Source organism: Paracoccus saliphilus (assembly GCF_028553805.1).
Classification (GTDB): Bacteria; Pseudomonadota; Alphaproteobacteria; order Rhodobacterales; family Rhodobacteraceae; genus Paracoccus; species Paracoccus saliphilus.
Map to the genome: position 1 here is coordinate 120,578 of NZ_CP067140.1, position 26,146 is coordinate 146,723.

General features: G+C 60.6%; 24 protein-coding genes. 7 read left to right on the top strand and 17 right to left on the bottom strand.

Annotated features, from left to right (window positions below):
* Positions 1-20: 20 nt before the first annotated feature.
* From JHX88_RS00560 to JHX88_RS00595, 8 genes are all read right to left on the bottom strand, one after another.
* A complete protein-coding gene (locus tag JHX88_RS00560) occupies positions 21-959 on the bottom strand; it encodes an isoaspartyl peptidase/L-asparaginase family protein (protein ID WP_076522314.1) in 939 nt (312 codons plus the stop codon).
* Between the two features lie 14 nt (positions 960-973).
* Entirely contained in the window at positions 974-1,792 is an 819-nt protein-coding gene (locus JHX88_RS00565) for a M55 family metallopeptidase (protein WP_076522315.1), read from the bottom strand.
* Between the two features lie 12 nt (positions 1,793-1,804).
* Positions 1,805-2,689, bottom strand: coding sequence for an ABC transporter permease subunit (locus JHX88_RS00570; RefSeq protein ID WP_076522316.1), 885 nt, complete (start codon positions 2,687-2,689; stop codon positions 1,805-1,807).
* Positions 2,686-3,606, bottom strand: a complete 921-nt coding sequence (gsiC, locus tag JHX88_RS00575; RefSeq protein WP_076522317.1) for a glutathione ABC transporter permease GsiC — start codon at positions 3,604-3,606, stop codon at positions 2,686-2,688. The genes JHX88_RS00570 and gsiC overlap by 4 nt, the downstream gene beginning before the upstream one ends.
* Before the next feature lie 65 nt (positions 3,607-3,671).
* Positions 3,672-5,204, bottom strand: coding sequence for a glutathione ABC transporter substrate-binding protein (locus tag JHX88_RS00580; protein WP_272848144.1), 1,533 nt, complete (start codon positions 5,202-5,204; stop codon positions 3,672-3,674).
* A 17-nt stretch (positions 5,205-5,221) separates the two neighbouring features.
* Positions 5,222-7,093 (bottom strand): dipeptide ABC transporter ATP-binding protein, encoded by a 1,872-nt coding sequence (locus JHX88_RS00585; RefSeq protein ID WP_272848145.1) that lies wholly within the window; start codon positions 7,091-7,093, stop codon positions 5,222-5,224.
* A 73-nt stretch (positions 7,094-7,166) separates the two neighbouring features.
* Positions 7,167-8,192, bottom strand: coding sequence for a DmpA family aminopeptidase (locus JHX88_RS00590; protein ID WP_076522852.1), 1,026 nt, complete (start codon positions 8,190-8,192; stop codon positions 7,167-7,169).
* Between the two features lie 47 nt (positions 8,193-8,239).
* Entirely contained in the window at positions 8,240-9,103 is an 864-nt protein-coding gene (locus JHX88_RS00595) for a D-amino-acid transaminase (RefSeq protein WP_076522318.1), read from the bottom strand.
* 148 nt (positions 9,104-9,251) lie between these two features.
* On the opposite strand from JHX88_RS00595, the gene JHX88_RS00600 reads away from it, so the two are divergent.
* Positions 9,252-10,199, top strand: coding sequence for a LysR substrate-binding domain-containing protein (locus tag JHX88_RS00600; RefSeq protein WP_076522854.1), 948 nt, complete (start codon positions 9,252-9,254; stop codon positions 10,197-10,199).
* A 325-nt stretch (positions 10,200-10,524) separates the two neighbouring features.
* Positions 10,525-10,806: a hypothetical protein gene (locus tag JHX88_RS00605; RefSeq protein WP_141225713.1), complete on the top strand. Its 282-nt coding sequence runs from the start codon at positions 10,525-10,527 to the stop codon at positions 10,804-10,806.
* Between the two features lie 78 nt (positions 10,807-10,884).
* Here the strand turns inward: JHX88_RS00605 and JHX88_RS00610 are convergent, their stop codons facing one another.
* Entirely contained in the window at positions 10,885-12,003 is a 1,119-nt protein-coding gene (locus tag JHX88_RS00610) for an ROK family transcriptional regulator (protein WP_176011375.1), read from the bottom strand.
* 120 nt (positions 12,004-12,123) lie between these two features.
* On the opposite strand from JHX88_RS00610, the gene JHX88_RS00615 reads away from it, so the two are divergent.
* The 4 genes from JHX88_RS00615 to JHX88_RS00630 all read left to right on the top strand — a co-directional run bounded on the left by JHX88_RS00615 (position 12,124) and on the right by JHX88_RS00630 (position 16,872).
* Positions 12,124-13,152 carry a sugar ABC transporter substrate-binding protein gene (locus JHX88_RS00615; protein WP_076522321.1) on the top strand — a complete coding sequence of 343 codons (1,029 nt, stop codon included), beginning with the start codon at positions 12,124-12,126 and terminating at the stop codon, positions 13,150-13,152.
* A gap of 113 nt (positions 13,153-13,265) precedes the next feature.
* Positions 13,266-14,333: an ABC transporter permease gene (locus JHX88_RS00620; RefSeq protein ID WP_076522322.1), complete on the top strand. Its 1,068-nt coding sequence runs from the start codon at positions 13,266-13,268 to the stop codon at positions 14,331-14,333.
* On the top strand, positions 14,333-15,103 hold the full coding sequence (locus JHX88_RS00625) for an ATP-binding cassette domain-containing protein (protein WP_076522323.1): 771 nt from the start codon (positions 14,333-14,335) through the stop codon (positions 15,101-15,103). Before JHX88_RS00620 ends, JHX88_RS00625 begins: the two co-directional genes overlap by 1 nt.
* Positions 15,104-15,279: 176 nt before the next feature.
* Positions 15,280-16,872: a gamma-glutamyltransferase family protein gene (locus tag JHX88_RS00630; RefSeq protein WP_336389918.1), complete on the top strand. Its 1,593-nt coding sequence runs from the start codon at positions 15,280-15,282 to the stop codon at positions 16,870-16,872.
* A gap of 16 nt (positions 16,873-16,888) precedes the next feature.
* Here JHX88_RS00630 and JHX88_RS00635 read toward each other — a convergent pair whose 3' ends face one another.
* The 8 genes from JHX88_RS00635 to JHX88_RS00670 form a co-directional block, all read right to left on the bottom strand.
* On the bottom strand, positions 16,889-17,575 hold the full coding sequence (locus JHX88_RS00635) for a HupE/UreJ family protein (protein ID WP_272848146.1): 687 nt from the start codon (positions 17,573-17,575) through the stop codon (positions 16,889-16,891).
* A 40-nt stretch (positions 17,576-17,615) separates the two neighbouring features.
* On the bottom strand, positions 17,616-18,857 hold the full coding sequence (gene larC / locus JHX88_RS00640) for a nickel pincer cofactor biosynthesis protein LarC (RefSeq protein ID WP_076522860.1): 1,242 nt from the start codon (positions 18,855-18,857) through the stop codon (positions 17,616-17,618).
* Positions 18,858-18,859: 2 nt separating this feature from the next.
* Complete coding sequence (locus tag JHX88_RS00645) at positions 18,860-20,194, bottom strand: nickel pincer cofactor-dependent isomerase, group 22 (RefSeq protein WP_076522324.1); 1,335 nt, start codon at positions 20,192-20,194, stop codon at positions 18,860-18,862.
* A 12-nt stretch (positions 20,195-20,206) separates the two neighbouring features.
* Positions 20,207-21,757, bottom strand: a complete 1,551-nt coding sequence (locus JHX88_RS00650; RefSeq protein ID WP_076522325.1) for a UxaA family hydrolase — start codon at positions 21,755-21,757, stop codon at positions 20,207-20,209.
* Positions 21,758-21,838: 81 nt separating this feature from the next.
* A complete protein-coding gene (locus JHX88_RS00655; protein ID WP_272848147.1) occupies positions 21,839-22,630 on the bottom strand; it encodes a FadR/GntR family transcriptional regulator in 792 nt (263 codons plus the stop codon).
* A gap of 6 nt (positions 22,631-22,636) precedes the next feature.
* Positions 22,637-23,326 carry a nickel pincer cofactor biosynthesis protein LarB gene (gene larB / locus JHX88_RS00660; protein WP_076522326.1) on the bottom strand — a complete coding sequence of 230 codons (690 nt, stop codon included), beginning with the start codon at positions 23,324-23,326 and terminating at the stop codon, positions 22,637-22,639.
* On the bottom strand, positions 23,319-24,122 hold the full coding sequence (gene larE, locus JHX88_RS00665) for an ATP-dependent sacrificial sulfur transferase LarE (protein ID WP_076522327.1): 804 nt from the start codon (positions 24,120-24,122) through the stop codon (positions 23,319-23,321). Before larE ends, larB begins: the two co-directional genes overlap by 8 nt.
* Positions 24,119-24,871 (bottom strand): FadR/GntR family transcriptional regulator, encoded by a 753-nt coding sequence (locus tag JHX88_RS00670; protein WP_076522328.1) that lies wholly within the window; start codon positions 24,869-24,871, stop codon positions 24,119-24,121. The genes larE and JHX88_RS00670 overlap by 4 nt, the downstream gene beginning before the upstream one ends.
* A 311-nt stretch (positions 24,872-25,182) precedes the next feature.
* Here JHX88_RS00670 and JHX88_RS00675 point away from each other — a divergent pair, with 311 nt between their 5' ends.
* Positions 25,183-26,145 (top strand): TAXI family TRAP transporter solute-binding subunit, encoded by a 963-nt coding sequence (locus JHX88_RS00675; protein WP_272848148.1) that lies wholly within the window; start codon positions 25,183-25,185, stop codon positions 26,143-26,145.
* Position 26,146 lies beyond the last annotated feature (1 nt).

The following is a 26,146-nucleotide window of genomic DNA, read 5'->3' on the forward strand; positions in this document are numbered from 1 at the left end:
CAACTCAGTTATCGGAAGGCTCAGGACTCACCATATATTCCCGTGTGTATTGTGCCATCCGGGTCTGACCAGGCCCGATACATGCCCGGACTGTTGAAAGGCAAGCATATATTGCCTTGCCGATCCACGGCGATCAAACCCCCAGATCCGCCGAGCCTGCCCAGTTCCGCGACGACATCCCCGGCTGCTTGCGCAAGGTTCTGGCCGCCCCAACGCATCCGGGCGTCGATCTCGTGCCCGACCGCCCAACGGATGAAATATTCTCCGTGACCCGTGGCCGAGATCGCGGCGGTCTCGTCATCGGCCCAGGTGCCGGCGCCGATGACCGGGCTGTCACCGACCCGACCGGGCATCTTCGCGGTCATGCCGCCAGTCGATGTTGCAGCTGCAATATGGCCGGAACGATCCAGCGCCACCGCACCCACCGTGCCATGCTTGCGCGCCGGATCGCCATCGTCGGGCTGGCCGAGGCGACGGCGTTCCAGTTCGGCCTGCAGTGCGGCGCGGCGCGGTTCGGTTCCGAACCAGTCCGGTTCCATCATTTCTAATCCCGAAGCGTCGCAAAAGCGGCGGGCGCCATCGCCGGACAGAAGCACGTGATCGGTCTGCTCCATCACCGCGCGGGCGGCCAGAACCGGGTGGCGCGGTCCACAAATTCCCGAGATCGCGCCGCATTCCCGCGTCGCGCCGTCCATGACCGCGGCATCCATCTCGTGCGTGGCGTCCGAGGTGAAAACCGCGCCACGTCCGGCATTGAACAGCGGGTTTTCCTCGAGCGCCATCACCGAGGCTGTTACCGCATTCAGCGCGGAGCCGCCCTTTTGCAGCACCTCCAGCCCCGCCGCCAGGCAAGCGCGCAACCCATCGTGATAGGCGGTCTCACGCTCTGGCGTCATGCGGGATTTCAGGATGGTTCCGGCGCCGCCATGCAGCGCGATGACAGGGGTGATATCGGTCATGACAGGGTTTCCTTTCAACGCAGGGCGAAACTCATGGCGGACAGGGCGGTCATCCAGCCGATCACCTCGGCCATGCTGGCACAATCGAAACCGATCGTCATTGCATCGATCCGCTGCGAGGGCGGCAGCACCGACATCTGGTCGGCCAGCGCGGCATTCCCCATCACGAACTCGGCGTGATACGGCCCCTGCCAGCGCGTCGGTTTCATGTTTCCGGCCTCGTTCACGGCACGGATCGCACCTTCTTTCAGCATGGCATGCGCGCGGGCAACCGATACCTGGCGCGCTGCGCGATGGCCATAAGAATGTTTGACGGTCACGAATTCGGCTTGCCGGAAGAACAGTGCGTTCTCGTCCCGGGTGCAATCGTCGCCCGAGATCAGCCCGACAGGCACCCCCAGCTCTCCGGCATAGGCGCCATAGATCGCGGGCTCGCCACAAGGCGTTCCGTTGATACGTATTTCGCGAAAGGCAAAACCATTGGTGGTATGGGCGAGCACACCGCCCTTTCCCGCCATGGAATGATGCCCGGTCATGAACATCAGGTCGAAATCGCCCGTCAGGCCGCAGGCCATGTTCATCGGCTTTGGCTTTCCAAGGATCAGGTCTGCGGCAGGATGCAGATGTTGCGGCAGAATGTTGGTCATCGGTCCATGGGAGTCGTTGACGAGGATTTCCGTCGCGCCCGCCTCGACCAGCCCTTCGATCACCGCATTGACCTCTTGGGTCATTAACTCCCGGGCTTTCTCATATTCGGGATGACCGGCCTGTCCTTGCGCGGGGGAGACCACACCCGCTACGCCCTCGATATCTGCCGAGATATAGATACGCATCGCTATTCCGCCTCACATGTTGCGCAGTTTCGGATCCAGCGCGTCGCGAAGCCCGTCGCCGAACAGGTTGAAGCCCAGGACCGTCACGAAGATGGCAAGGCCGGGGAAGAGCGTCAGGTGATCCGCGACTCCCATATAGGTCCGCCCGTCGGCCAGCATCGCCCCCCATTCCGGACTGGGAGGCTGTGCCCCCAACCCGATGAAGGAGAGCGCGGCAGCCGTCAGGATGGACGTGCCGATCCGCATCGAGAAATAGACGATGACGTTTGGCAAGGTGCCCGGCATGATATGGCGTAGCATGATGGTCCGGTGGCTGACCCCGATCGCGCGGGAAGCATCGACATAGACCGTTTGTTTCAATTGCAAAGTCGTGCCACGGGCCAACCGGGCGAATACAGGAATCGAAAAGATCGCCACGGCATAGATCACGTTGACGATCCCCGGCCCCAGGATGGCGATGACTGCGATCGCCAGAAGGATGCCGGGAAAGGCCAGCAGAAGATCGGCCAGCCGCATGATCACGGAATCGACCCACCGGCCGTAGTATCCGGCGATGATCCCCAAGGCGACACCCCCAAGCGCGCCCAGGGTGACTGACAGGAAACCCACTGCCAGCGAGATGCGCGCACCCCAGATGATACGGCTGAATATGTCGCGGCCATAGGCGTCTGTGCCTGCCCAATGCGCGGCGCTTGGCCCTTGCAGCACGGCGTTATAGTCCGGCTCACTGGGACTATAGGGCGCGATGACGGGCGCCAATGCCGCCACCAGGACAAGCGCGAGGATAAAGACCAGCGCTGTCAGTGCCACTTTCTGTTTCTTGAAGCGTCGCCAGAACTCTGCCAACGGCTTGCGCATTTTTTCAGCGGGTGCCTCCGCGGCTGTCAGCTCGGTCATTTGTAGCGGATCTCCGGATTGGCAAAGACATACAGCACATCGACCAGCAGGTTGATGAGGATGAATTGCAGCGAGAAAAGAAGGATCAGGGCTTGGATCACGGGATAATCGCGATAGGATACTGAATCGACCAGTAGCCGTCCGAGTCCCGGCCACGAGAATACGCTTTCGACCACGATCGATCCGCCCAGCAGAAAGCCGAACTGCAGCCCGACCATGGTGATGATCGGGATCAGTGCGTTCCGCAGTGAATGACGCCAGATAACCCGTCGTTCGGGGACGCCCTTGGCGCGAGCGGTTCGGACGTAATCCTCGCGGGCGATCTCGATGAAGGCAGAGCGGGTGAAGCGCGCCATGACCGCCGCGACGGCGACGCCGAGGGTAAAGGAGGGCATGACGAAATGCTGCCAGGTCCCGTAGCCGCCAGTGGGGAACCATCCCAATCGTACCGAAAAGAGGCTGATCAGAAGCAGGCCCAGCCAGAACGGAGGGAAGGATATGCCCGACACCGCGACGATCATGCCCAGGTAGTCCGGCCATTTGCCGCGCTTGACCGCCGACATCACGCCGATCAGCAAGCCGATCACCGTCGACCATGCCATGGCAAATACCGTCAGCCAGACGGTGGGCATCAGGCGCTGGCCTATTTCCTCGATGACGGTACGCCGGGTTTTCAGCGAAATACCGAAATCCCCCTGAACGACACGAGTCACATAGCGGATGAACTGTTCGGATAACGGCCTGTCCAGCCCCAGTGACTTGCGCACAGCAAGGACATCCTCGGGCGAGGCCTCGGGTCCGGCGACCAGTCGTGCGGGATCGCCCGGAAGCATATGCACAAAGGCGAAGACGCAGACGGTAACCATCAGGATCACCGGGATCGTTCCTACCAGCCGCTTTACGAGATAGCCAAGCATGAAAACTCTTTTCAGTCAGTTGATCGGAACCGGTCCAGAGAACCGGTTCCGTGTTTTACAGAGAATTATTCAGTGAATTCCGCCTCTTCCAACAGGAAGCCGCGATCTGGGAGCATGTGAACGCCCGTCACCGTATTGCTTTGGGCCGAGATGTTCTGCGCAGTTCCCAGGAAGATCCAGGGAGCACCCTCCCATGCCAGTTTCTGGGCATCGGCATAGAACTCGCCGCGCTTCTCTGGATCCGAAGTGCCGAGCGCACCTTCGATGGCGCTGTCGACCTCGGGGTCATTGTAATAGGCGACGTTGAACATCGCAGGCGGGAAGCTTTCGCCATAAAGCAGCGGGCGAATGCCCCAATCCGCATCCCCGGTCGAGGACGACCAGCCGCCATAATACATCTGCACCTCGGCATCCTCGGGCGTGTCCACCGACCAGATACGCTGCGTAGCGACGCCGGCCTCCAGCGGAACGACTTCTACTTCTACGCCGATCGGGGCAAGCTGTTGCTGGATGAACTGTGCAGCGCGCAGGTTTTCGGTATTCGAAACGGCCCACAACTCAGCCTGGAAGCCGTCTTCAAGCCCTGCCTCTTTCAGCAATTCTTTCGCCTTGTCGGGGTCATAGGCGTAATCCCCAGCCGGCACATGGAAGGCCAGCATTTCGGGGATGATCGAATCCGCCGGTTTGCACAACCCGCTAAAGGCAATCTTGCAATAGGCTTCCTTGTCCACCGCGTAGTTCAGCGCCTGCCGGACCCGGACATCGTCAAAGGGTTCCTTGGTGTTGTTCAGCGCGACATAGTACTCGACGATGGAATCCGTAGCCTCGACTGTCAGGGCCGGGTTCTTCTTGGCCGCCTCCAGCAATTCGGGCGGGAAGCCGGGGACGAATTGCGCCTCACCGGTTTGCAGCATGGCGAAGCGCGCTCCGGATTCGGGAACCGAGCGGATGGTAATCCCCTCGACCTTTGGCAGACCGTCCTTCCAGTAATCCTCGTTCCTGACGACTTCCAGCGTATCGGCAGCCCAGTTCTTGAAGACGAAGGGGCCGGTACCGATCGGATTGCGGTCGATATCCTTGCCGTATTTTTCCAATGCCGCGGGCGAGATCATCATCGCACCAGGATGGGCGAGCGAGGCGATCATCGCACCGAAGGGTTCGTCGAGGACCAGCTTGACGGTGAGGTCATCGACGATCTGCACCTCTTTCACCATCGAGACAAGGCTGCGCCGCGACAGCCCGTTGTCGGGATTGGCAAGGCGTTCGATATTCACCTTGACCGCATCGGCGTTGAAATCGGTGCCGTCATGGAACTTGATCCCCTGACGCAGCTTGATAGTGAACTCGGTGGCATCCTCGTTGCTGTCATAGCTTTCGGCCAGCAGCGGGATCAGTTTCATGTCCTCGTCGAAACCGAAAAGGCCTTGATAAACCAAGCGCAGCGAAGTCTGCGAAAGCGTATCGTTGACATTGGTCGGGTCCAGTCCGGTCAGGTTGTCCTTGATGGCAACGGTCAGGGGCTTGGCCCAGCCCGCGATTGGCAGAATTGTTGCCGCAGTCAGCGCGGTTATGGCCATGAGCGATTTAAGTTTCATCATGTTCTCCTTCCTGATGGTCAGTTGAAGTCGCCGATCGGATGACGAGCGACGAAATGTCCGGGTTCGACCTGCACCAGCGGTTCGACGACCGGCATATCGCCGGGCGCCCGGACCGGGCTGGGGATCTCGCCTTCGATCAGCGGCCGGTTCCGGTCGCGCCGTGCGGGTGAGGCGATTGGCACGGCGGATAGAAGTCGCCGGGTGTAAGGATGTTGGGGATTCTCGAATACTTGCTGACGGTCGCCCAGCTCCACGATCTGGCCCAGATACATCACGGCGACGCGATGCGAGACCCGCTCGATCACGGCCATGTCGTGGCTGATGAAGATATAGGACAGGCCGCGTTTTTCCTGTAATTCCATCAGCAGGTTCACCACCTGCGCCTGGATCGAGACATCCAGAGCCGCCACCGCCTCGTCGGTGATCAGGATGTCCGGATCACCGGCCAGCGCGCGCGCGATGCAAATCCGCTGCCGCTGCCCGCCCGAGAACTGGTGCGGATAGCGGCGGGCGTGTTCGGGCTGCAGTCCCACGTCGCGCAATAGCTGCGCAACCCGGTCCTGCAACTCGGATTTGGCCGCAAGCCCGTGGGTGATTAACGGTTCCGCAATAGAGAAGCCGACGGTCAGGCGCGGGTCCAGCGAAGCAAACGGGTCCTGGAACACATATTGTATCTTGCGCCGGATGGCCTTCTTTTCGGCATCGGGGAGCGCGAGGATATCCCGGCCCTGATAAAGCACTTCGCCGCTATTGGCCTCTTCCAGCATCATGATGCTGCGCCCGGTCGTCGATTTACCGCAACCGGATTCGCCCACCAGAGCCAGTGTCTCGCCCGGTCGCAGATCGAAATTCACATGTTCGACGGCGTGAACGCGACCGGAAACGCGGGAAAAGAGGCCCTTGCGGATATCGAAGCGTGTCACCAGATCGCGCACCTCCAGCACCGGGCTGTCCGAGGTGATCGTGTCTTGTGGCGGGTATTCCTCGAAGCCAGAAGCCTGCCGGTAATCGCCATCCGCCTTGAGCAGCGGGAAGCGGCGCGGCAGGTCCTGCTCCTTCAGCGCACCGAGGCGCGGCACAGCGGCAAGCAGTGCCTTGGTATAGGGATGTTGCGGAGCGTCGAATATCTTCTCGACGGAACCTTCCTCGACCTTTTCGCCGTGGCGCATCACCAGCACTCGATCTGCGACTTCGGCCACAACGCCCATGTCATGCGTGATGAACAGGACCGACATGTCCATTTCTTCCTGCAGCAAGCGGATCAGCCGCAGGATCTGCGCCTGTATGGTCACGTCCAGCGCCGTTGTCGGCTCGTCCGCGATCAGCAGGCGCGGCTTGCAGGACAGCGCCATGGCGATCATCACCCGCTGGCGCATCCCGCCGGACAATTGGTGCGGGTGGCGATCCATGATGCTTTTCGCATCGGGAATGCGGACCTTTTCCAGCATCCGCAATGCCTCGGCCCGCGCCGCTTTCATCGAGCATTTCTCGTGCAGACGCACGGCCTCGGCGATCTGTTCGCCCACGGTGAAGACCGGGTTCAACGAGGTCATCGGCTCCTGGAAGATCATGGCGATATCCCTGCCGCGGATGTCCTCCATCTCTTTCAGCGAATACCTGGTCAGATCGTTCGTCTGGCCATCACGGTCGGTGAAACGAACGGCACCTTCAGCTATGCGTCCGCCGCCATATTCGACCAGTCGCATGATCGCCAGTGAAGTGACGGATTTGCCGGAGCCGGATTCCCCCACGACGGCAAGCGTTTCACCCGGAGCGATGCTGAAGGACAGGTCGTTGACCGCGCGAAAGCTACCTTCGTCCCCATCGAAATTGACGCAGACATTCTCGACGCTGATGATCGGTGTGCGGGCAGATTCCCGAGAGCTCACTGGCATCTGGCTTCCTTCGAATAGGGCCTGTCGCGGCCCGGTATTTTCATTCTTGAGCGGGGCGTCTGGACCGTCATGCATTGGCATTGAACCAATCCGACAGAAGCGGGCGAGTGGCTCCTTCCTGCCCTTCGACAGCGGTTGCCGCGCAAAGAGCATTCAACACCGCCTCTTCGGTGGCTTCGCAGGCGGCCCGGAACATGTCATCGATATGGCTGTCATGCAGACGCTGCATCGAAAGAACGTCCTGCTCGATGTCATGGGGAATACGGTTTGCCGTGGTGAAGCCCAGAACGATGTCCCCGCTGCCATGGCCCCAAAAAGCCCCGAGCCGAGCAATCCCCGCCCCGGCTCGTCGGCAAATCCGCTGCAACTGGCGCTGATCGACCGGCATATCGGTCGCCAGAACCACGATGATCGACCCACTCTCGGGGCGCGAAGGCTGGCGTGGGTCGGGACGTTGACCATCGGGAAGGACCAGATCTCCGGCCCGCCCGAAATTCGCCAGCACCAGTGCGCCAAGATGCCGTGTTGTGCCGGATATGTTCAGCTGGCGCGAGGAACTGCCGATCCCGCCCTTGAAGCCGAAACAGGTCATCCCGGTGCCAGCGCCGATCGATCCCTCGGCGAAATCCGCTCCTGCGGCGTCCATGGCGGCGATGGCATCGGCCTCGGTCACAGCCATGGCCTGAATATCCGACAAGCTTCCATCGTTACATTCGCCGACCACCGCATTCACCGTCGATGTCTGGCGTCCGATATCGGGGTTCTCGGCCACCATCCGCCCGATCAGCGCATCGACGCAGCGTCCGACTCCGAAGGTGTTGGTCAGCAGGACCGGCGTTTCCAGCAGGCCCAGCTCGGCCAACTGCACGAGCCCTGCGCTTTTGCCGAAACCGTTTACGACCTCGGCCGCTGCTGTAAGTTTCTGCCGGAACAGATTGCCTGGTTGCGGCAAGATCGCGGTCACTCCGGTATTCACTGAACCGCGCCGGATCGTCCGATGCCCAACCGCGACTCCCGGAACATCGGTGATCGAATTGCGCGTGCCCGGAGGCAAAAGCCCCGGACCCTCAGCGAAATCCCGATATCGCGCCATCTTGCCTCCCCCTGTCAGGTGATCCGATTGCCGGTCCGTTCCGTGATTCATTCGACCGGTTCAACCCGAATTCCTGCGGTCTGCAGATAAAGCTCCTGAAGATGCCGGGTCGCGGGACCGGGACGTCCGTCACCGATCATGCGCTCGCCGATCCGCACCACTGGCTGAACCAGGCTGGAGGCGCTTGTCAGGAAGGCTTCTTCTGCCTCTTGCGCCTCGGCAATGGTAAACGCCCGTTCTTCGAAACGCAGCCCGCGCGCCTCGATCAGCTTTAACACCGCTTGTCGCGTGCAGCCGGGAAGCGTGGAATGGGAATTGGGGCGTGTCACGATCGTACCTTCGGTGGTCAGGATGAAGGCGGTGGATGATGCGCCCTCCGTAATCTGCCCATCCTCATGCAGCCAGACATCGTCGAAACCCTGTGCATGGGCAGCCTGCTTTGCCAACACCTGCCCCAGAAGCATGCTTGTCTTGATGTCCCGGCGGTCCCAACGCGGGTCAGGCATCAGAGCGACCGAGATCCCGTTGCGTTGGGCGGGTGTGTCCCGCAGGTTCCTGGGTTGGGTGAAGGCCACGAAATTCGGAACAATCTCTGCAGCGGGCAGGAAATCCCGTTCGGCCGTCCCACGCGAGACCTGCAGATAGATGGTGCCATCGCTCATGCCGTTGCGGCGGATCAATTCCGCCTGCACCTGGCGGATTCCGTCCAGGGGTAACGGCATCGGGATGTCGATTGCGGCCAACGAGCGTTCCAGCCGTGCCAGATGCAGGTCGTTATCTATGAGTTGTCCGCCGATCATCGCGGTCACTTCGTAGATCGCGTCCCCGAACAGAAAGCCGCGATCCATGACGGGAATCACGGCTTCGCTTTCGGCCAGATAGCCCCCGTTCACATAGATTTGCCGCGTCATTCCTATCCCTCGTCTTCAAAGTCGCGCGATAATCAAGTCTTGAGTCCGTATTGGCCAATGCCAGTTCCGGCAAAGAACATTCCATTTCTGCATAGTTTTTATTAATCAACGGTTAACACCGGAAAAAATGCACATCTGGAGACGCAATGTGGAACTGAAATGGCTGGAAGACTTCGTCATGCTCGCGAACACTGCCAGCTTTTCGCGCGCGGCCGAAGCGCGGAATGTCACCCAATCCGCGTTCAGCCGTCGAATCAAGCAGCTTGAGGCATGGGTCGGAGCGCCATTGGTCAGCCGTGCCAGCCTTCCGGCCGAGCTGACCGAGGAAGGGCGGACATTCTTGCCCGTCGCACAGGAAACCATCCGGGCTTTACACAATCTGCGTGACACCCTGCATCCCGAACAGGAGGCGCGGGAAAAGCGGATCACCTTTGCGGCGTTACATACGCTGACAGTGACGTTCTTGCCGGAGCTGCTTGAACAGGCACGCAGGAAGTTGCCTGATTTGCTGAGTGCGATCATCCCTGATCGGGGGGGCATAGAGGCAAACCTTGATACACTGGTAAGTGGCGAGGTCGATCTGTTCCTGACCTATGCCCATCCCTTCGTGCCGATGCTGCTGGACCCGACTGCATTCGAATGGCGGAGATTGGGCACGGAAACCTTGGTTCCGGTGGCGGCACCGGAACTCAATCTGGCGGCAGCTCCGCACAATCATGACGAGGGGCTCATCGAACAGGCGATCCGCCTCGGGGTCCCGCTTCCCTATCTGGATTATGGAAGCAGTTCCTTTTTCGGCGTTGCCCTGCAAAGGATCTTCGGTCGTTCGCCCGGTATGGAGCGGCAAGTCGTTCACCAAAGCACCATCAGCGACGGTTTAAGGCAATGCGCCTTGGCCGGTTGGGGGGTCTGTTGGCTGCCAGAGGCGTTGATCCGTCGTGATCTCGAGGTCGGACGGCTGATCCGGGCCAGTAATCAACGCGAATGGACCCTGCCTATCGAGATCCGCATTTATCGTCACCGTGAAACCACCCGGGCAATCGTTGACGATTTCTGGAGACTCATCAACGAGCAACGCTGCGCGGGCCTGTCGTGAATGTCCGAATGCCCGGCGATCTCGCCGGGCAGGACAGCCGTGTCTCTATTTCAGTACGCACGGACCAGCCGGGCCGTTGAAGATAGCAGGCCCATGACGCCGTGCCGGTCATGGAAAGCGGATCATCCTGCCTGATGGAGCACAGCTCGTCACGGATTTCTCGTGTCGCGAGATGGTTGCCAGGATGTTCCTCCAGCCCGGTATCCTCATGAATCCGATAGCTCGTCACCCCTTGCTCATATCGCGCTCGACCGTTCGCCGTGTCTCACCCGGCAGATGCTGTATGTAATCGGGCAGTGGATCCGGATTTTCCGGGGCGGGCAGGATGATCGGCCCGCAATCAATGATCGCCGAAACCATTCTGACACCGTTTGGTGAGTATCAACATGTCTATTTGAAAGGCATCACGATTGGAGTTTCATGGCGCAAGGAAAATCTTCCCTACAGCTCGCGCATGATCTGGCGATATCTGGGGCGTGATGTCGACTACCGTATCTTGTTGCGAAACTGCGGCATCTTGCCAGTCGACTCTCGTCAGTTGCCACCGACGGTGCGTAATTTCCTGGATCCGCAGCTTTCGGAATGCCAGACAATCCCGACCATGTGATGAATGTCGATGATGGATGAAGGCTCGCCATGATCGGAAGTACCAACACTGCGGATAGCGATCACGGTGCAACAAGTATCAGCTTTTGCACAGCGCCCCGTCCGGTTGGAAGAAATGTGACAACGGGAGTGCCGCCGCGCCAAGAACACGGGCTGTTCGCCCCATACTGCCTTCCATAACATGTGGGCGGTCGATTCCCTCGGCGGGCAATGCGGCCAATGCTTTGCGAGTCGCTTCGACAAGGCGGGTTCGTGTCGCGGGGGGGACGGCGCCATCGATGACCACCAGGGGAAAATCTACAATCGAGACCGCGGCCAGGGCGGTGAATGCCAATGCTTCTCCAGCCTCTTCTGCCCATGCGTATTCGACAGTTTCGTCAGGGTCCCATCCCGAGTCATCTGGCGGAAGAGGTCTGCCGAGGCGACGTTCCAGCACGGCGACAGAAGCTCGATCCAGAAGTTGTTCGCCGCCGGGTAAAAGAGTTGAGCCAAGAGCCGCCGCGTTTCGCCGCGGTCCAAACCGCAAGTTTCCGTCCAGGACAATCCCGCCGCCAGGAAAATGCGCGATGTAGATATGCAGAAAATCCGCGGGAAGACTATTTCGTCCGAAGATCAGTTCGGCCCCGCAAGCCGTAGTTGCGTCGTTCTCCAGGAAGATCGGGAAGGGCAGTTCACGCCCCAGCTCACCGCGAAGATCGAATCCGCGCCAATCGACCATCTCTTCGCCCCAATCCCAGAGCCGGAAAGGTGTAGCGATTCCCAGCCCCGTGATTCGTTCTCGCATGTTCGGTGACAATGAGGAATGGAATGTGGCAATCCCGTGATGCGCAAAATTAAGGACCCGATCTGGGGTCAGATTCGGCAATACCTCCTGCCGGTGGAGTTTTATCTGTCCGGTAAAGTCCACCAAGGCAAGCTCGACGAGTTTTCTGCCCAGTTTCAGGCCAAGGAACAGGGCGCCATCAGGTGCGAGGGAAAGCGGCGTGGAAGGTTGGCCAACCTTCCCCCTTACGACCTCCTGCTCTGTCAATAATCCATTTTTTATCAGTTTTCTAGTAAGGTTTGTCATGGCTTGTGCCGAGACGCCCGTCGCTTGCGCCAATGCTGCGCGAGGCATGGGGCCGTGTCGTCGTATGAGTGCGAGGATCGAACGTTCGTTCCGGCTGAGCCCGTCGGGATGTTCGCGATCATTCGGCATGTTGAAGTCTCCCTTTTCCTTATTAATAAACATGATTGAGTTATTGACAAGTGGTGCCTTGCAATGCTTATTTCCGATAGATCGGGCAGCCAGCCCGCTTGTGATGGAGGAGATCACGTCATGCGTAAATCAACTATTATTCGCCTTTCCCTGGCGGCATCCGTGCTTGCGGCAAGCGCTGGTTTGGCGCAGGCACAAGAGCCGGCGAAGGCCTGTCTTATTACCAAGACGGATACCAATCCGTTCTTCGTCAAGATGCGGGAGGGCGCGAGTGCGAAGGCCGACGAGCTCGGTATCGAACTCAACACCTTTGCCGGCAAGCTCGATGGCGACAATGAAACGCAGGTTGCCGCGATAGAGACCTGTATCGCCAGCGGAGCCAAGGGTATCCTGATCACGCCGTCCAACAGTTCGGCCATTGTCGACTCTGTCCAGCAGGCGCGCGACGCCGGCATTCTGGTCATTGCTCTCGATACGCCGCTCGATCCGATCGACGCGGCGGACATGACCTTCGCGACCGACAATTTCCTCGCCGGCGAATTGATCGGGCAATGGGCAAAGGCAACGATGGGAGATGCGGCGGCCGATGCCAAGATTGCCCTGCTCAATATCGATATTGCCCAGCCAAGCGTCGGCGTGCTGCGCAACCAGGGATTCCTGACGGGGTTCGGTATCGATGTCGGTGATCCGAACAAATGGGGTGACGAGGAAGATCCCCGTATCGTCGGCAATGACGTGACACAGGGCAACGAAGAGGGTGGCCGCAAGGCGATGGAGAACCTGCTTGTGCAGGAGCCTTTCATCGACATGGTCTATACTGTCAACGAACCCGCTGCGGCAGGGGCCTATGAAGCTCTCAAGGCCGTCGGGCGCGAAAGTGACGTGACCATCGTGTCTGTGGACGGAGGCTGTCCCGGGGTGGAGAATGTCGAGGCCGGGGTGATCGGCGCGACCTCGCAGCAATACCCGCTGTTGATGGCCTCCAAGGGGATCGAGGCAATTGCCGCTTTCGTCGATGACGGTACCAAGCCGACGGCGACAGAGGGGAAGAACTTCTTCGATACGGGAGTTGAACTGGTTACCGATGCGCCCGCCGAGGGGATAGAGTCGATCTCTGTCGCCGAGGGCAAGGAACTGTGCTGGGGCTGATGCCACGACCGTGATCTATCCTAACGCCGTGGGTACTGGGGGCAGGCCTCCGCTTGCCCCTTCTACTTAACCGTTCCGCCGTGGCGCTGGCCGCGGGCACAAGGGAGGAACGCATGTCAGATAACGAGAATTACGAGGCTGCCGTCAAATCGGCGTCGGCAGAGGTCGCCAGCTTCGAAGAGCATGGGAAGGGCCTGTTAGGCCATTTCCATCATGCGCTGCACGTCACACCGTCGCTGGTGCCGTTGATCGTGCTGCTTTCCTCGATCGTCATCTTCGGCATCGTCGTGGGCAGCAATTTCTTCTCGGCCTATGCGCTGACACTGATCCTGCAGCAGGTGCAGATCGTCGGGGTATTGGCGGCTGCTCAAACGCTGGTGATCCTGACCGCCGGTATCGATCTGTCGGTCGGCGCCATCGCGGTATTCATCTCGGTCGTCATGGGGCAATTCACCTTCCGCTACGGTATCCCGGCTCCGGTCGCGGTGATCTGCGGGTTGGCCATTGGCACGGGGATCGGCGCGATCAGTGGCTGGCTGGTCAGCCGTGTCAAGCTGCCGCCCTTCATCGTGACATTGGGCATGTGGCAGATCGTCCTTGCCGCCAATTACCTGTATTCCGCCAACGAGACGATCCGTTCGCAGGATATATCGACCGATGCGCCTTTCCTGCACTTCCTCGGTCGCACCTTCGAGTTGGGTGGCGCCAAGTTGAACCTGGGTGTGGTGCTGATGCTGATCCTGGTCGGGGTATTGGCCTATTGCCTGCGATCCACCGCATGGGGTCGACATGTCTATGCCGTCGGCGACGATCCCGAAGCCGCCAAGCTCGCAGGCGTCAATGTCAACAAGACGCTGATGTCGGTCTACATGCTGGTCGGCTTCATCTGTGCGCTGGCGGGCTGGGTCATGATCGGACGTTTCGGTTCGGTTTCGCCTTCGGCCACCACCGGAACCTTCGGCAATATCCAGGCGATCACCGCCGTCGTGATCGGGGGAATCTCGCTATTCGGCGGTCGCGGCTCGATCCTTGGCGCCTTCTTTGGTGCGCTGATCGTGGGTGTGTTCGAACTGGGCCTGCGCATGGCCGGAGCGGATGCGCAATGGACCTATCTGCTGATCGGTGCGCTGATTATCGGTGCGGTGACCGTGGATCAATGGATCAGAAAGGTGTCTGCATAATGGAACCCATTCTCAAGGCTCGTGGGCTGGTCAAGCGTTATGGCAAGGTGACCGCGATCAATCACAGCGATTTCGACCTGATGCCGGGCGAAATCCTTGCGGTGATCGGCGATAATGGCGCAGGGAAATCAAGTATCGTCAAGGCATTATGTGGTGCAGTCATCCCGGATGAAGGCGAAGTCTGGCTGGAGGGCAAGAAGGTCAGATTCTCATCTCCCATCGAAGCCCGTGATGCAGGGATCGAGACGGTTTATCAGACCCTGGCCATGTCCCCTGCGCTCTCGATCGCCGATAATATGTTCATGGGGCGTGAGTTGCGCAAGCCTGGCTTCATGGGAAAATGGCTACATCAGCTCGACCGACCGGCGATGGAGAAATTCGCCCGGGAAAAGCTGTCAGAACTGGGGCTGATGACGATCCAGAACATCAATCAGGCGGTGGAGTCCCTGTCGGGTGGTCAGCGTCAGGGCGTGGCCGTGGCCCGTGCCGCGGCCTTCGGGTCCAAGGTGATCATCCTTGACGAACCGACCGCCGCGCTTGGCGTCAAGGAGAGTCGCAAGGTTCTGGAACTCATCCAGGACGTGCGCTCGCGGGGGGTGCCGATCATCCTGATCAGCCATAATATGCCGCATGTGTTCGAGGTCGCGGATCGGATTCATATCCATCGGTTGGGCCGCAGGCTTGCCATCATCGATCCCAAGGAACATTCGATGTCGGATGCTGTGGCCTATATGACCGGCGCCCAGGTTCCTGACGGGGTTGCCGCGTAAAACGTGCTGACGCCGGATGACAATCCGGCGTCGAGTTTGCGGCACAGCGTAGAATTTGCGGGTGAGGCAGTTTCAAAAGTCCTCGCGGATCAGATAGTTGACTACACTGCAGAGTTGCATCACGCTCCGGCAGATGCGATCCACGCAACTGGATCATTTCTGATCGAGGACATCCTGTGACGCATTTCGACTTTCTTTCGGGACGGCGGCCGCCCAGCTATGCCAGCCGTGCAATGATTGCCACCTCTCATCCCTTGTCGACCTCTGCCGGCCTTGCTGTGCTTGCTGAAGGCGGCAACGCTGCCGATGCGGCGATCTGCGCCTGCGCGGTTCAATGCGTTACCGATACGCATATGACCGGCATTGGTGGCGATTGTTTCGCGCTATATGCGCCAGCGGGCGGCAAGGTGAGGGCGTTGAACGGGTCGGGGGCTGCTCCTGCCGCCGCCTCTCCGGAAGCGCTGCGTGCAAAAGGAGTCACCGAGTTGGCTCAAGCCAGCCCGCATTCCGTGACGATCCCCGGAGCAATCTCGGCTTGGTGCCTGCTGCATGACGAATACGGGACTTTGCCGCTTGATCGGCTGTTCGCGCCCGCGATCCGCTATGCAGAGGAAGGGTTCCCGATCACTGCCCGGGTGGCGCGTGACTGGGCCATGTCCGGTGACACCCTGCAGCCGGGCGACCACGCTGCGCGATTGTTCCTGCCAGATGGCCGTGCTCCGCGTGCCGGCACGATCATGCGTCAGCCACTGCTTGCCGCGCGCCTGCGCGAAATCGCAGTAACGGGAGCGGCGGCATTCTATACGGGCGAGACCGCAGCGAAGATGACCCGCTACCTGCAAGGCCTTGGCGGTTTGCATCGTGAGCAGGATTTCCATGACTCGATGTCGATTGCCCGTTGGGAAGAGCCCATCTCGGCTTCGTACCATGGCCACGAAGTTCTGGAATGCGGTCCGAACGGGCAGGGGCTGGCAGCTCTGCTTATCCTGCGTATTCTCGAAGGCTTCGATATGGGGCCCGAGGTTTCGCAGGCGGATCGCGTTCATCTGCTCGCCGAAGCAACCAAGCTTGCCTACCATCATCGCGATGCGTTGATCGCCGATCCGGCCCATTGCGAAGGGGTGGCACAGCAACTTCTATCGGATCAGGTCATCGAGGCACTGAGGGCGCGCATTGACCCTGCGCGTGCGGCAGAGCCGGTCCTTTGGACCGAGGCCGAGCACAAGGATACGATCTATCTTTGCGTGGTCGATGCGGAAGGCAACGCGATTTCCTTCATCAACTCGATCTTTCACGCCTTCGGGTCAACGCGGCTCGATCCCGAAACCGGGGTGCTGTTCCATAGTCGCGGATCGTCCTTCCGGCTCGATCCGTCTCATCCTAACGCCATCGGGCCGGGTAAGCGCCCGATGCACACGATCATTCCCGGCATGCTGCGGGAGAACGGCCGCGTGACGATGCCGTTCGGGGTGATGGGCGGGCATTACCAGGCGGCGGGCCACGCGAATTTCCTGTCGGCCGTGCTGGATCGGGGCCTGGATATCCAGACCGCAATGGAAGAACCGAGGACTTTCGCCTTCGACGGCGAATTGCAGGTCGAGCCCGGCTTGCTGGACGTGGTTTGCCGAGATTTGGAAAAGCGCGGCCATCGACTTGCGACGGCGCCCGGGCCGATCGGTGGTGCTCAGGCTATCAGGATCGACGGCGAAACCGGTGCACTGATCGGTGCCTCTGATAGCCGCAAGGATGGGATGGCGGCGGGTTATTAGGACCTGCGTATAAGTCTTACAGAACTCCTGCCAGGAAACCCGCGCCCGTCAGGGCGACTGCTGTGCCCGCTGTCCGCGTGGCCAGCAGATTGGAACGGATGAGACTGCCAATGCCGACACCGCTCAGATGCAGAAGTCCTGTGCCAAGAACGAATCCCGCCGCGTAAATCAGGGGATTGGCGGTGCCGGGCATCTCGGCTCCATGTGCGTGTCCATGGAATATGGCGAAGAATGCCACGACGGAGGTGGCCATGACCACAGAGGGGCTACGCAGCACGATAGCAAACCCGATGATCAGCGCCGAAGCGGCGATGCCGGTTTCAACGCCCGGCAGCGGCATTCCCATTGTTCCGAGAACTCCTCCTAGGATCATCGCCAGCAGAAAGGCAACCGGCAGGGCCCAGCTTGCGGGTCTGCTGAACAGGGCGCTCCAAAGCCCGACCGCCACCATTGCGGCCACGTGATCCGCACCGAGAAGCGGGTGCTGGAACCCAGACATGAAACTGCTTCCGGTGGCATGGCCCGTATGGGCCAGCGCGGGAGAGACTATGACCAGCCCCAGCCCCCCTGCAGTCAAGGCTGCGCGCGAGTACCGCTTCAACCGGTTTTCATGCCACTCATGATCTTTGGGGAGCAGGTCGCCGCTGACGGCTTTGGTGTCTGGCAAGTGGTTCATGCAGGTGCGGCTTATCCGGGCGTTCATTCAAATCTCCTAATTCGTTTGGGGCGAGCATCCAGTCGGCTCAGTCATTCTCGGCCAGACGCGCCCGCGCACGGCGCGCAGCCAGCGTCGGGGCCCCGTCGAGGTCGTCGCTTTCTGCCTTGAAGGTGACGCCTGAAGGCCGGATGGTGCTTTTGCGCCTGGTCTTGCCGTCCGGTGCGATATCGGCACTGCGCGGCAGGATGAGCCGCGTGACCTCGGTCCGGCGCAGGCCCAAGGTGCTGGTTTGGTTGAACAGGGCTTCGACGATCCGTGCCTCGGCCTCTGGCTTCAGCAACAGTTCCATGCGGGTCACCGGACGGGCCTTTTTCCCCTGCGCAGATAGCAGGACAAGGTCGATCACGCCGGACAGGGCGCGTAATCTCTCGACCGCCGCCCCGATTTCCTCGCCCGTCATGTCGTCGATATCGCAGGCCAGTTGCAGCACCTGGTCGGTCTGGCTGGGCGCATTGGCCATGTCGAAAGCAGTCACTCGCAGAATGTTCGGCCGGTCGGGCAAGTCTCGGATGCCTGCGCCCATGCCGATGGACACAAGGCGGCCAGATCGACGGAGGCCCGGTCTGCCTTGGGTCAGATGAGCGATGATCGCCGCGCCTGTCGGCGTGACGCGCTCGCCAGCCACGCCATCGTCATGCCAGGTGTAGCCCTGCAGAATCCGGGCCGTTGCAGGGGCCGGGACGGGCAGCATGCCATGGGCTGTCTGTATCATGCCATCGCCCAAGGGCAGAGACGCCAGCGACCAGCTTGCCCCCTTTAGCGCAGCGGCGATACTGCCGGCAGCAGTCACGTCCATCAGCGCGTCCCAATCGGCAAGTTCGTGGAAATGGACGCGCTCGATCGGAATGTCATGTGCTGCCGCCTCGGCCTCGGCAATCAGGTGCAGAATGGCGCAGGCGTGCTCGGCCGTGCCTTCAGAGAGCGGTGCCGCCTCGATCATGGCACGCATGGCGCGGTAGGTTGTTTCTTCGCCATGGCGATGGTTTCCATGCCCGTGATGGTCATGGTCGTGCGAATGGGTATGGTCGTGATGGTGGCCGTCCTCCGGCGTTACCAACGCAAAGCGCTGCACCGACATGCCGCCGCTAAGCCCGCGGGTCAAAGCGGCATGGCCGACATGTTCGGGCAGGATGGCGGCGATGTCGCGCATGATTCGGTCTTCCAGCGCCGGAAAACTGTCCAGCATCGCGGCGATGAACATGTCGCCCGCCGCGCCTCCGACGGGATCGATGTGAATATGCAGGCGCGTGCCTTCCGGTAAATCCATGGTCATTGCGCCTCGGGCCAGGAATTGATCAGACGGCCATCCTCGAAGCGCATCTCTTCCAAAGCTCCCACGATCTCGATACCGGGTCGGGCCTGCAATTCGGGCAGCATGGCTTCGGACGCGTATATATATTCCAGATGCAGCGTGTTGGGGACCCGCAGCAGGCGCGCATTCGAGATATCCTCGGCCCCGCAGGTCTTGACCGCCGCCTGGATGGCGCTGCGATCATCCGGCATGACCATCGGCATATGGGCCTGTGTCAGCACGGTCGAGGTCAGCGCATTCGCATAGACCGCCTCACGGTCGAACGCCGCTTCGAGACGTGCCGTCACCACATCGGCCCGCGCTGCGCCGTTACCGTTTCCGTTACTGCGCGGCGACAATTCCAACGCCGCCAGCCGCGCGATCCGGAGTGTCGCATGGGCCTGCATCTTGGGCGACGAGAAGCGGTGCGTGATGTTCGGATCCATACCGGTGCCGGAAAATTCCTTGCCGATTTGGTCCACGACCAGCACATCCAGATCTCCTGCAGCGGTTGGCGCGTCGACTGGCCCAAGCGGCAACCTGGGCATGTTGGCCATCGCCTCTTGCAGGAAAGGCTGCTCCGCCTCCAGCATCCCTTCGCTGTCCAGAACAACGACACGGGCCAGCCGGTCATAGGCGTTCTCGATCGTGCCGATGCCAAACAGGATCTTGCAGCGTTCCAGTTTCATCCGCGCCATCAGATCGACATAGACCGGCACCTCGTCGATCCCGCGTGAATGGCATGCCTCGGCGCCAGATTGCTTGCCAAGGCCGATGGCCAGCATTTTGGCGAGCCCGCTTTCATTCGCCGCGCGAAATGACGTATGCGGCTTGATGCGATTGAACAGCACGATCCCGTCGGCCTCATGAGCCAGCCTGTCGATGCGCACCGACATGCCGTTATCCAGCCGACCGATCTCGACCGTCTCCATCGAGGAGCGGATGGGGCAGCCGATCACGGCCTCGGTCACTCCCAGCTTTTCCAGCGCCGCCGTCTGCCCCTCGGCGGTCGCGCCGCCATGGCTACCCATCGAGGGTACGACAAAGGGTTCTGCGCCGCGCGCCCTTACCTCTTTCACGATTGCTGTCACCAGTTCGGGGAATGCGGCAATACCCCGGCTGCCCGCCGTTATCGCGAGGGACATCCCCGGCCGGATCTTTGCGGCACAATCCGCTCCTGCCATCTCGTCATGCACAGCTGCCGCCGGATCCTCGATATGGTCGGAAGGAAAGCTTTGCCGGCACAGTGCGATGCGCGGCAGCGGCGTATCCTCGACCAGTTTCACGTAGTTAGGTCTTGTCCTGTCCGACATGATCTTTCCTTCCTATCCGGTGACCCCGATGGGCCACGGTGCGAATTCCTCTTCCCCGACGCCAAGCGCTTCGGATTTGCTTTTCTCTCCCGAAGCGATGGCAAGGATCTTGCGAAAGATCGCCTCGCCCATCTCTTCGAGGCTCATCTCGCCATCGACGATCTGGCCACAATTTATGTCCATATCCTCCTCCATCCGGGTGAACATGGGCGTATTCGAGGCGAGCTTGATCGTCGGCGAGGGGTAGGAACCAAAACAGGAGCCCCGCCCGGTGGTGAAGCAGATCAGGTTGGCACCCCCGGCGATTTGCCCGGTGGCCGAGACCGGATCGAAGCCCGGCGTATCCATGAAGACGAGACCCTTTTCGGTCACCGGTTCGGCATAGCGGTAAACCTCCATCAGCCCGGTCGTGCCGCCTTTCTTGGCGCCGCCCAGGGATTTCTCCAGCACATTGGCAAGCCCCCCGGCCTGATTTCCCGGGCTGACCACGCCGTTGATCTGGGTGTCCTTGCCCTTGGTATGATCCAGCCACCAATCCATCCGCTCGACCAGCTTGCGGCCAATCGTTTCGCTACGGGCGCGCCGGGTCAGCAGATGCTCGACCCCGAAGATCTCGGGCGTTTCCGACAGGATCGCGGTACCGCCGTTGCGGATCAGGATATCCGCTGCGTGCCCAAGGGCGGGATTCGCCGTCAGCCCCGACAGCCCGTCCGATCCGCCGCATTGCATACCGATGGTAATATGTTCGGCCGAGCAGGGCTCGCGCCGGACCTTGTTTGCCTCTTCCAGCATCTCGCGTACGGCGGCCTTTCCGTCGGCGATGGCCCGCGCGGTGCCTCCGACATGCTGCATGGTGATGCCGCGAAGCATCTTGCCCTCGGCCAGACTTTGTTCCTCGAAGAACTGCATCAGGTTGTTGCGCTCGCATCCGAGCGAGCAGACTACGGCGCCAGCCATGTTGGGATGGCGGATATAGCCGGCGAGCGTGCGGCGCAGCAGGTCCATCGGCTCGCCTGTCAGTTCCATCCCGCAGCCGGATTCGTGGATGAAGGGAATGACGCCATCGACATTCGGCCATTCCTCGATCCGCTCCTCGTCAAAGTAATTCGCGATCTTGCGCGCGACGGTGGCCGAGCAGTTCACGGTGACAAAGAGGCCGATGTAGTTGCGCGTCCCGACCTTGCCATTCGCGCGGCGGATACCTTGAAACTGGGCCCGCTCCCCTTCTGGCAGTATGTCAGTTGGTCGATAATCGCGGGCGAAGGCGTAATCCTTCTCGACCGCGTCGAAGCGGATATTGTGGCTGTGCAGCCAATCGCCCGGCATGATGTCATGGGCGGCATAGCCGATCACGGTCTCGAATTTCAGGATCGGCGCGCCGGCCTGGATTGGACGGGTGGCGACCTTGTGACCCTGCGGCACCTTCTCGCGGGTGGTCACGCCTTCCTCGGAAAGTTCCGTACCCCCGGGGATTTCGCGAATGGCGACAACGATATTGTCTCCCGTGCTGAGGCGCAGCACCGGGGCGCTGGTTCTGTCCTGTTCGAGCGTCGTGACTGTCATGGTTTCTCCTTTCCGAAGGACAATTTGCCGCGTTCAGGCACTCAGATGGCGCTCCTCGGTGTGATGCGCGAATACTCCCGCTCAGACCTCGCGGGCATAGTCGGTTACGCGTTGACGAGCCTGAAGCAGGTGGTAAGCCATCGTCAGCCCTGCCGCGTCGATATCGCGGGCAAGGATGGCTTCGTATATCTGCCGGTGTTCCTGCGTGACCCGATCGATCCGTGCCTGGCTGCCTTCGCGTGTGAGGCTTTGGGCGACGTCTATGGTGCGTTCCATCACGTCGCGGATCGCATTCAGCATGATGACGAAGGCGTCGTTTCCACTGGCCTCGGCGATCGCAAGGTGAAAATCGAAATCCGCGTCCAGCGCCACTTCACGGCGCCGCATCAGGTTTTCAAGCGTTTTCAGCGCGGCTTCGATCTTGGCAATCTCTCGCGATCCGGCGCGCTGCGCGGCCAGCTTTGCAGTCGCTTTCTCCACTACCATTCGCGCTTCCATGGCCCGCATGAGGCCCGATACGCTGTCGGCAGTGGTAAACTCGATCAGCCGTTGCGGCGGGCGCTTGCGAACGAAGGAGCCAACGCCGCGCCGCGCCTCGACCAACCCGTCATCCTGTAGCTTGCGCAAGGCTTCCCGGACCACGGGGCGGGACACTCCGAAAGCCGAGCAGATCTGGTTTTCCGATGGGAGCTTTTCGCCTTGCTTGAGTGCTCCCGAGACGATCTGTTCGAGGATCTGACCGTAGAGCTGATCTGACAGCGTCTTGCGCTTGCGGATTGTCAGCTTGCCATTGTCCATATCCAGACCTTCAAGCCGGGCAGTTCCCTGCTGCGGCACCTTTCCCAAGATATCTAGCCGTGGCGAATTCGTCATGTAAAGCTAACCATCCTGGGGCGCTGCCGCATGGGCGAAGCGCAGGGCGGCACAGGCCGCGCCATAGCCATTGTCAATATTGGTGACCACAACGCCGGGCGCACAGCTTGCCAGCGCCGCGTCCAGCGCCACCCGCCCCCCGGTCGCCACGCCATAGCCAACCGAGGTGGGTACAGCGATCACCAGTCCCGGCACCAGCCCGGCCACGACAGAGGGTAAAGCGGCATCCATTCCGGCGAAAACGATCACCACCTGCATGTCACGTAAAAGCGGTGCGCGCTCGAGCAGACGCCACAACCCCGCAACTCCGACATCCGGTACCTCGGTTGCGGCAAGGCCCGAATAGGCCAGCACCCGCCGCGCCTCTGCTACAGCAGCGGCATCCGAAGTGCCGGCACTGACCAATGCCACGTGAGGTGTCGCCGCTTGCGGGGGCAGATCGCCCAGGATCGCGCTCCGCGACAAGGCGCAATAATCAAGTGCGGAACGCTGCCGGTCCGGCAGGGCCCGGAACTGTGACACGGACATCCGCGTCAAGAGGAGGCGACGGTCTTCCAGCATCGCATCGTCGATGATGGCGGCAATCTGTTCGGGCGTCTTGGGCTCGGCCAGCACGGCCTCCTCCAATCCGATCCGCGCCTCCCGAGCGCGGTCGAAAGTGACGTTGGGGTGGCTGTCCAATCGCTTGTCAGGCATGCAGAAACGCGCTTCCTCGCTGATAGGGGCGAAGGGTGACGGTCAATTCTTCGCCGCCATGTTGACGGCTGGCCTCTCGTGCCCGCGCGGTCAATTCGGCGAGCCTATTCGAGTTGAGACTGTCCATCAGTACCCGATCCATCTCGATGGCCAGCCCCGTATGCAGGCGGCGGCAGCGTAGGGTGACTTCACCCAGCTCCGTGCGAAGCGCCGTTTCCACCGCGTCTATCATGGCAAGCTCGGCCGGTTCGACCCGCAAGCCAGTCTCGATCCGGCTGGCAAGACAGGGAGACGCTGGCAACTCTGCGATATCGCCCAAGCCCAGAGATCGGGCCAGGGTGCGGACATCCGCCTTGGTCATCCGGGCCTGAACGAATGGGTGCAGGATACCGTGCTCCTCCGCGGCCTGGAGGCCGGGTCGATAATCGCCCAGATCGTCGAGATTGGTTCCGGCGGCAACGGTCCTGTCGCCCCACAGGCGTGTCAGTGTTCCATATAGATTGGATTTGCAGAAATAGCAGCGATTGACCGGATTGGCGCGATAGCGCTTGTCGGAAAACTCACCGGCATCGACAATTTCCAATGTCAGCCCTCGCTTGGTTGCGAAGGCTTTCACCCGCTTTGTCGCCGCATCCGGAACCGCGGGTGAGACAGCATGGCAAAGTGTCAGGTTCCTGCCGTTCCGCGCTGCCACTGCTGCCGCGGAGAGGCAGAGGCTGTCCACGCCGCCACTGACCGCGATGGCGAGTGCGTCGGGTTGGCGCAGTAACTCAGTGAGGTCAGATGGCAAACTCATTCCCGGTCCTCGCTGTTCCACAGATGTCCCAACAGTCTGGCACTGGACAGTTCCAGATGCTTGCGCATCAGCTTTCGGGCGGCAAGGCTGTCCTGTGCCTCGATCGCCTCGGCGACGGCGCGATGTTCCTCGGCCGCTTCCCGGCTGTCGCCGCCACGCTCGACAGAGCGATTGCGTCCGGCTTCGATCGTTTCCCGCAAGCTGGCGCTGAGATAGTTGAACAGGCCAAGATAATAATCATTCTGCGTCGCTACGCAGATTGCGCGGTGAAACTGCAGATCGGCATCGACCCCGGCGCGCACCTGTTCGGGGCCGAATTTCTGCACGGCGGCAAAGGCCGAAACCGCGGCATGGATCTGTTCCAGATCCGCATTGTCGCGACGGATAGCGGCAATCGCGGCGGCCTCGATTTCGACCCCGAGGCGCAGTTCGAGGATTTGGGCAAGCTTGCGGCGATTGTCCACGTCCTGCTCGTCGATGGAAAAGCCCATGCGGGACCGGTTGCTGGAGACGAATGCGCCCCGGCCCTGATGGCTGGCCAATAGACCTTCGGCCTTGAGGCGCGATACCGCTTCGCGGATCACCGAACGGCTGACGTCCAGCTTTTGCGACAATGCGGCTTCGGAGGGTAGCATGCTGCCTACTGGCCAGTCACCGTTAACGACATAGCGTCGCAGCGCTTCCGTCGCCTGATCGCTGAGGGTCTGGCCACGGGCCAGGGGCGCGGCATTTTCAAATAAATCGCTCATGACCCTTCCCTCCTTTCCTCGTTGGCAAGCCTACACCTATATGGCAAGCTGTCAATAAGATGACATTACAGCAATGAAGTCTGTCGTTTCGATTGAGAATCTTTAATATATTGAATTTGTATATAATTTTATGTAGAAGCACAAAAACGCATATTTATTGATGTATTTTTATTTGACAAGTAGGTGGCAATTGGACAGGGTTGCCGCGACGGCACGGTCGTGCCGCACCAGGAGGAAATACGGGTGGATCGACGCTTATCGGCCGTTATGGGGCGGCGGGGCGTGCTCGGCCCTATAACGGGGAGGTTTTCATGTCTCAGATATTCAAGGCTATGTGCCGTACCGCAACGGCGGTGACTGTTCTGGCGGGTGCCACTATCGGTGCGCATGCGCAGACCATTACCATGGCAACCGGGCAGCAGGGCGGATCGTGGTATCCGGTTGGTGGTGCCATCAAGGCGATCGTCGAGCGCGAGCTTCCGGACGTCAGCATGACCGTGACGCCGGGCGCCGGGGTGTCCAATGTCGTTGGCGTGGAAGCCGGTCGCTTCCAGATCGCCTTTGCCAATTCGATCTCGACGGTGGACAGCCTTTCGGGGAAAGAGCCGTTCCGGGAAGCCACGACCAATGTCTGCAATATCGGCATACTTTATCCGCAATATTTTCAGGTCGTGGCGCTCGCCGATTCGGGGATCGAGGCCGTTGCCGATATCGAGGGCAAGCGCCTGACCACGCAGCAGCTTGGCAATACCGGGGAGTTTCTGACCCGCGAATTGCTGTCGACCGCCGATCTGACCTTTGACGATCTCGATTCGGTTGCGCACACGTCCTATTCCGACAGCGCTTCCCAGATGAAGGACGGGCATGCGGATATCTTCACGTTGGGCTCTTCGCTGCCCACCGGTTCGGTGATGGATCTTGCCTCCGCGCGAGATATCAGGCTGATTGATGTCGATGAAGAAACCTTCCAGCATTTCAAGGATCAGAACGCCGCGTTCCAAAGGCGTGAGGTTCCGGCGGGCTCTTATCCGGGCTTCGATGAGACGGTGCATGCCATCAGCTATGATACCCATATGGTCGCGCCTTGCGACTCCGATGGCGAGCTGGTCAAGGCGGTGTTGGGGGCCATCGCTGACAATGTCGACAGCTTTGCCTCGGTTACCAAGTCGATGGCGGATCTGACGGTCGAGGAAATGGCGACCGATATCGGGGTGCCGTTCCATCCCGCAGCCAAGGATTTCTACACCGAGCGCGGCGTGGAAGGTTTGGAATAAT

Bases quoted from the DNA above. Each gene is read 5' to 3' on its own strand.
- JHX88_RS00570 (WP_076522316.1), bottom strand. From the start codon at position 2,689: ATGACCGAGCTGACAGCCGCGGAGGCACCCGCTGAAAAAATGCGCAAG.
- larE (WP_076522327.1), bottom strand. From the start codon at position 24,122: ATGAGTTTGCCATCTGACCTCACTGAGTTACTGCGCCAACCCGACGCA.
- JHX88_RS00670 (WP_076522328.1), bottom strand. From the start codon at position 24,871: ATGAGCGATTTATTTGAAAATGCCGCGCCCCTGGCCCGTGGCCAGACC.
- JHX88_RS00650 (WP_076522325.1), bottom strand. From the start codon at position 21,757: ATGACAGTCACGACGCTCGAACAGGACAGAACCAGCGCCCCGGTGCTG.
- JHX88_RS00610 (WP_176011375.1), bottom strand. From the start codon at position 12,003: ATGCCGAATGATCGCGAACATCCCGACGGGCTCAGCCGGAACGAACGT.
- JHX88_RS00580 (WP_272848144.1), bottom strand. From the start codon at position 5,204: ATGATGAAACTTAAATCGCTCATGGCCATAACCGCGCTGACTGCGGCA.
- larB (WP_076522326.1), bottom strand. From the start codon at position 23,326: ATGCCTGACAAGCGATTGGACAGCCACCCCAACGTCACTTTCGACCGC.
- JHX88_RS00565 (WP_076522315.1), bottom strand. From the start codon at position 1,792: ATGCGTATCTATATCTCGGCAGATATCGAGGGCGTAGCGGGTGTGGTC.
- JHX88_RS00620 (WP_076522322.1), top strand. From the start codon at position 13,266: ATGTCAGATAACGAGAATTACGAGGCTGCCGTCAAATCGGCGTCGGCA.
- JHX88_RS00655 (WP_272848147.1), bottom strand. From the start codon at position 22,630: ATGACGAATTCGCCACGGCTAGATATCTTGGGAAAGGTGCCGCAGCAG.
- JHX88_RS00645 (WP_076522324.1), bottom strand. From the start codon at position 20,194: ATGTCGGACAGGACAAGACCTAACTACGTGAAACTGGTCGAGGATACG.
- JHX88_RS00605 (WP_141225713.1), top strand. From the start codon at position 10,525: ATGATCGGCCCGCAATCAATGATCGCCGAAACCATTCTGACACCGTTT.
- JHX88_RS00590 (WP_076522852.1), bottom strand. From the start codon at position 8,192: ATGGCGCGATATCGGGATTTCGCTGAGGGTCCGGGGCTTTTGCCTCCG.
- JHX88_RS00675 (WP_272848148.1), top strand. From the start codon at position 25,183: ATGTCTCAGATATTCAAGGCTATGTGCCGTACCGCAACGGCGGTGACT.
- JHX88_RS00635 (WP_272848146.1), bottom strand. From the start codon at position 17,575: ATGAACGCCCGGATAAGCCGCACCTGCATGAACCACTTGCCAGACACC.
- JHX88_RS00625 (WP_076522323.1), top strand. From the start codon at position 14,333: ATGGAACCCATTCTCAAGGCTCGTGGGCTGGTCAAGCGTTATGGCAAG.
- JHX88_RS00595 (WP_076522318.1), bottom strand. From the start codon at position 9,103: ATGACGCGGCAAATCTATGTGAACGGGGGCTATCTGGCCGAAAGCGAA.
- gsiC (WP_076522317.1), bottom strand. From the start codon at position 3,606: ATGCTTGGCTATCTCGTAAAGCGGCTGGTAGGAACGATCCCGGTGATC.
- JHX88_RS00615 (WP_076522321.1), top strand. From the start codon at position 12,124: ATGCGTAAATCAACTATTATTCGCCTTTCCCTGGCGGCATCCGTGCTT.
- larC (WP_076522860.1), bottom strand. From the start codon at position 18,857: ATGGATTTACCGGAAGGCACGCGCCTGCATATTCACATCGATCCCGTC.
- JHX88_RS00560 (WP_076522314.1), bottom strand. From the start codon at position 959: ATGACCGATATCACCCCTGTCATCGCGCTGCATGGCGGCGCCGGAACC.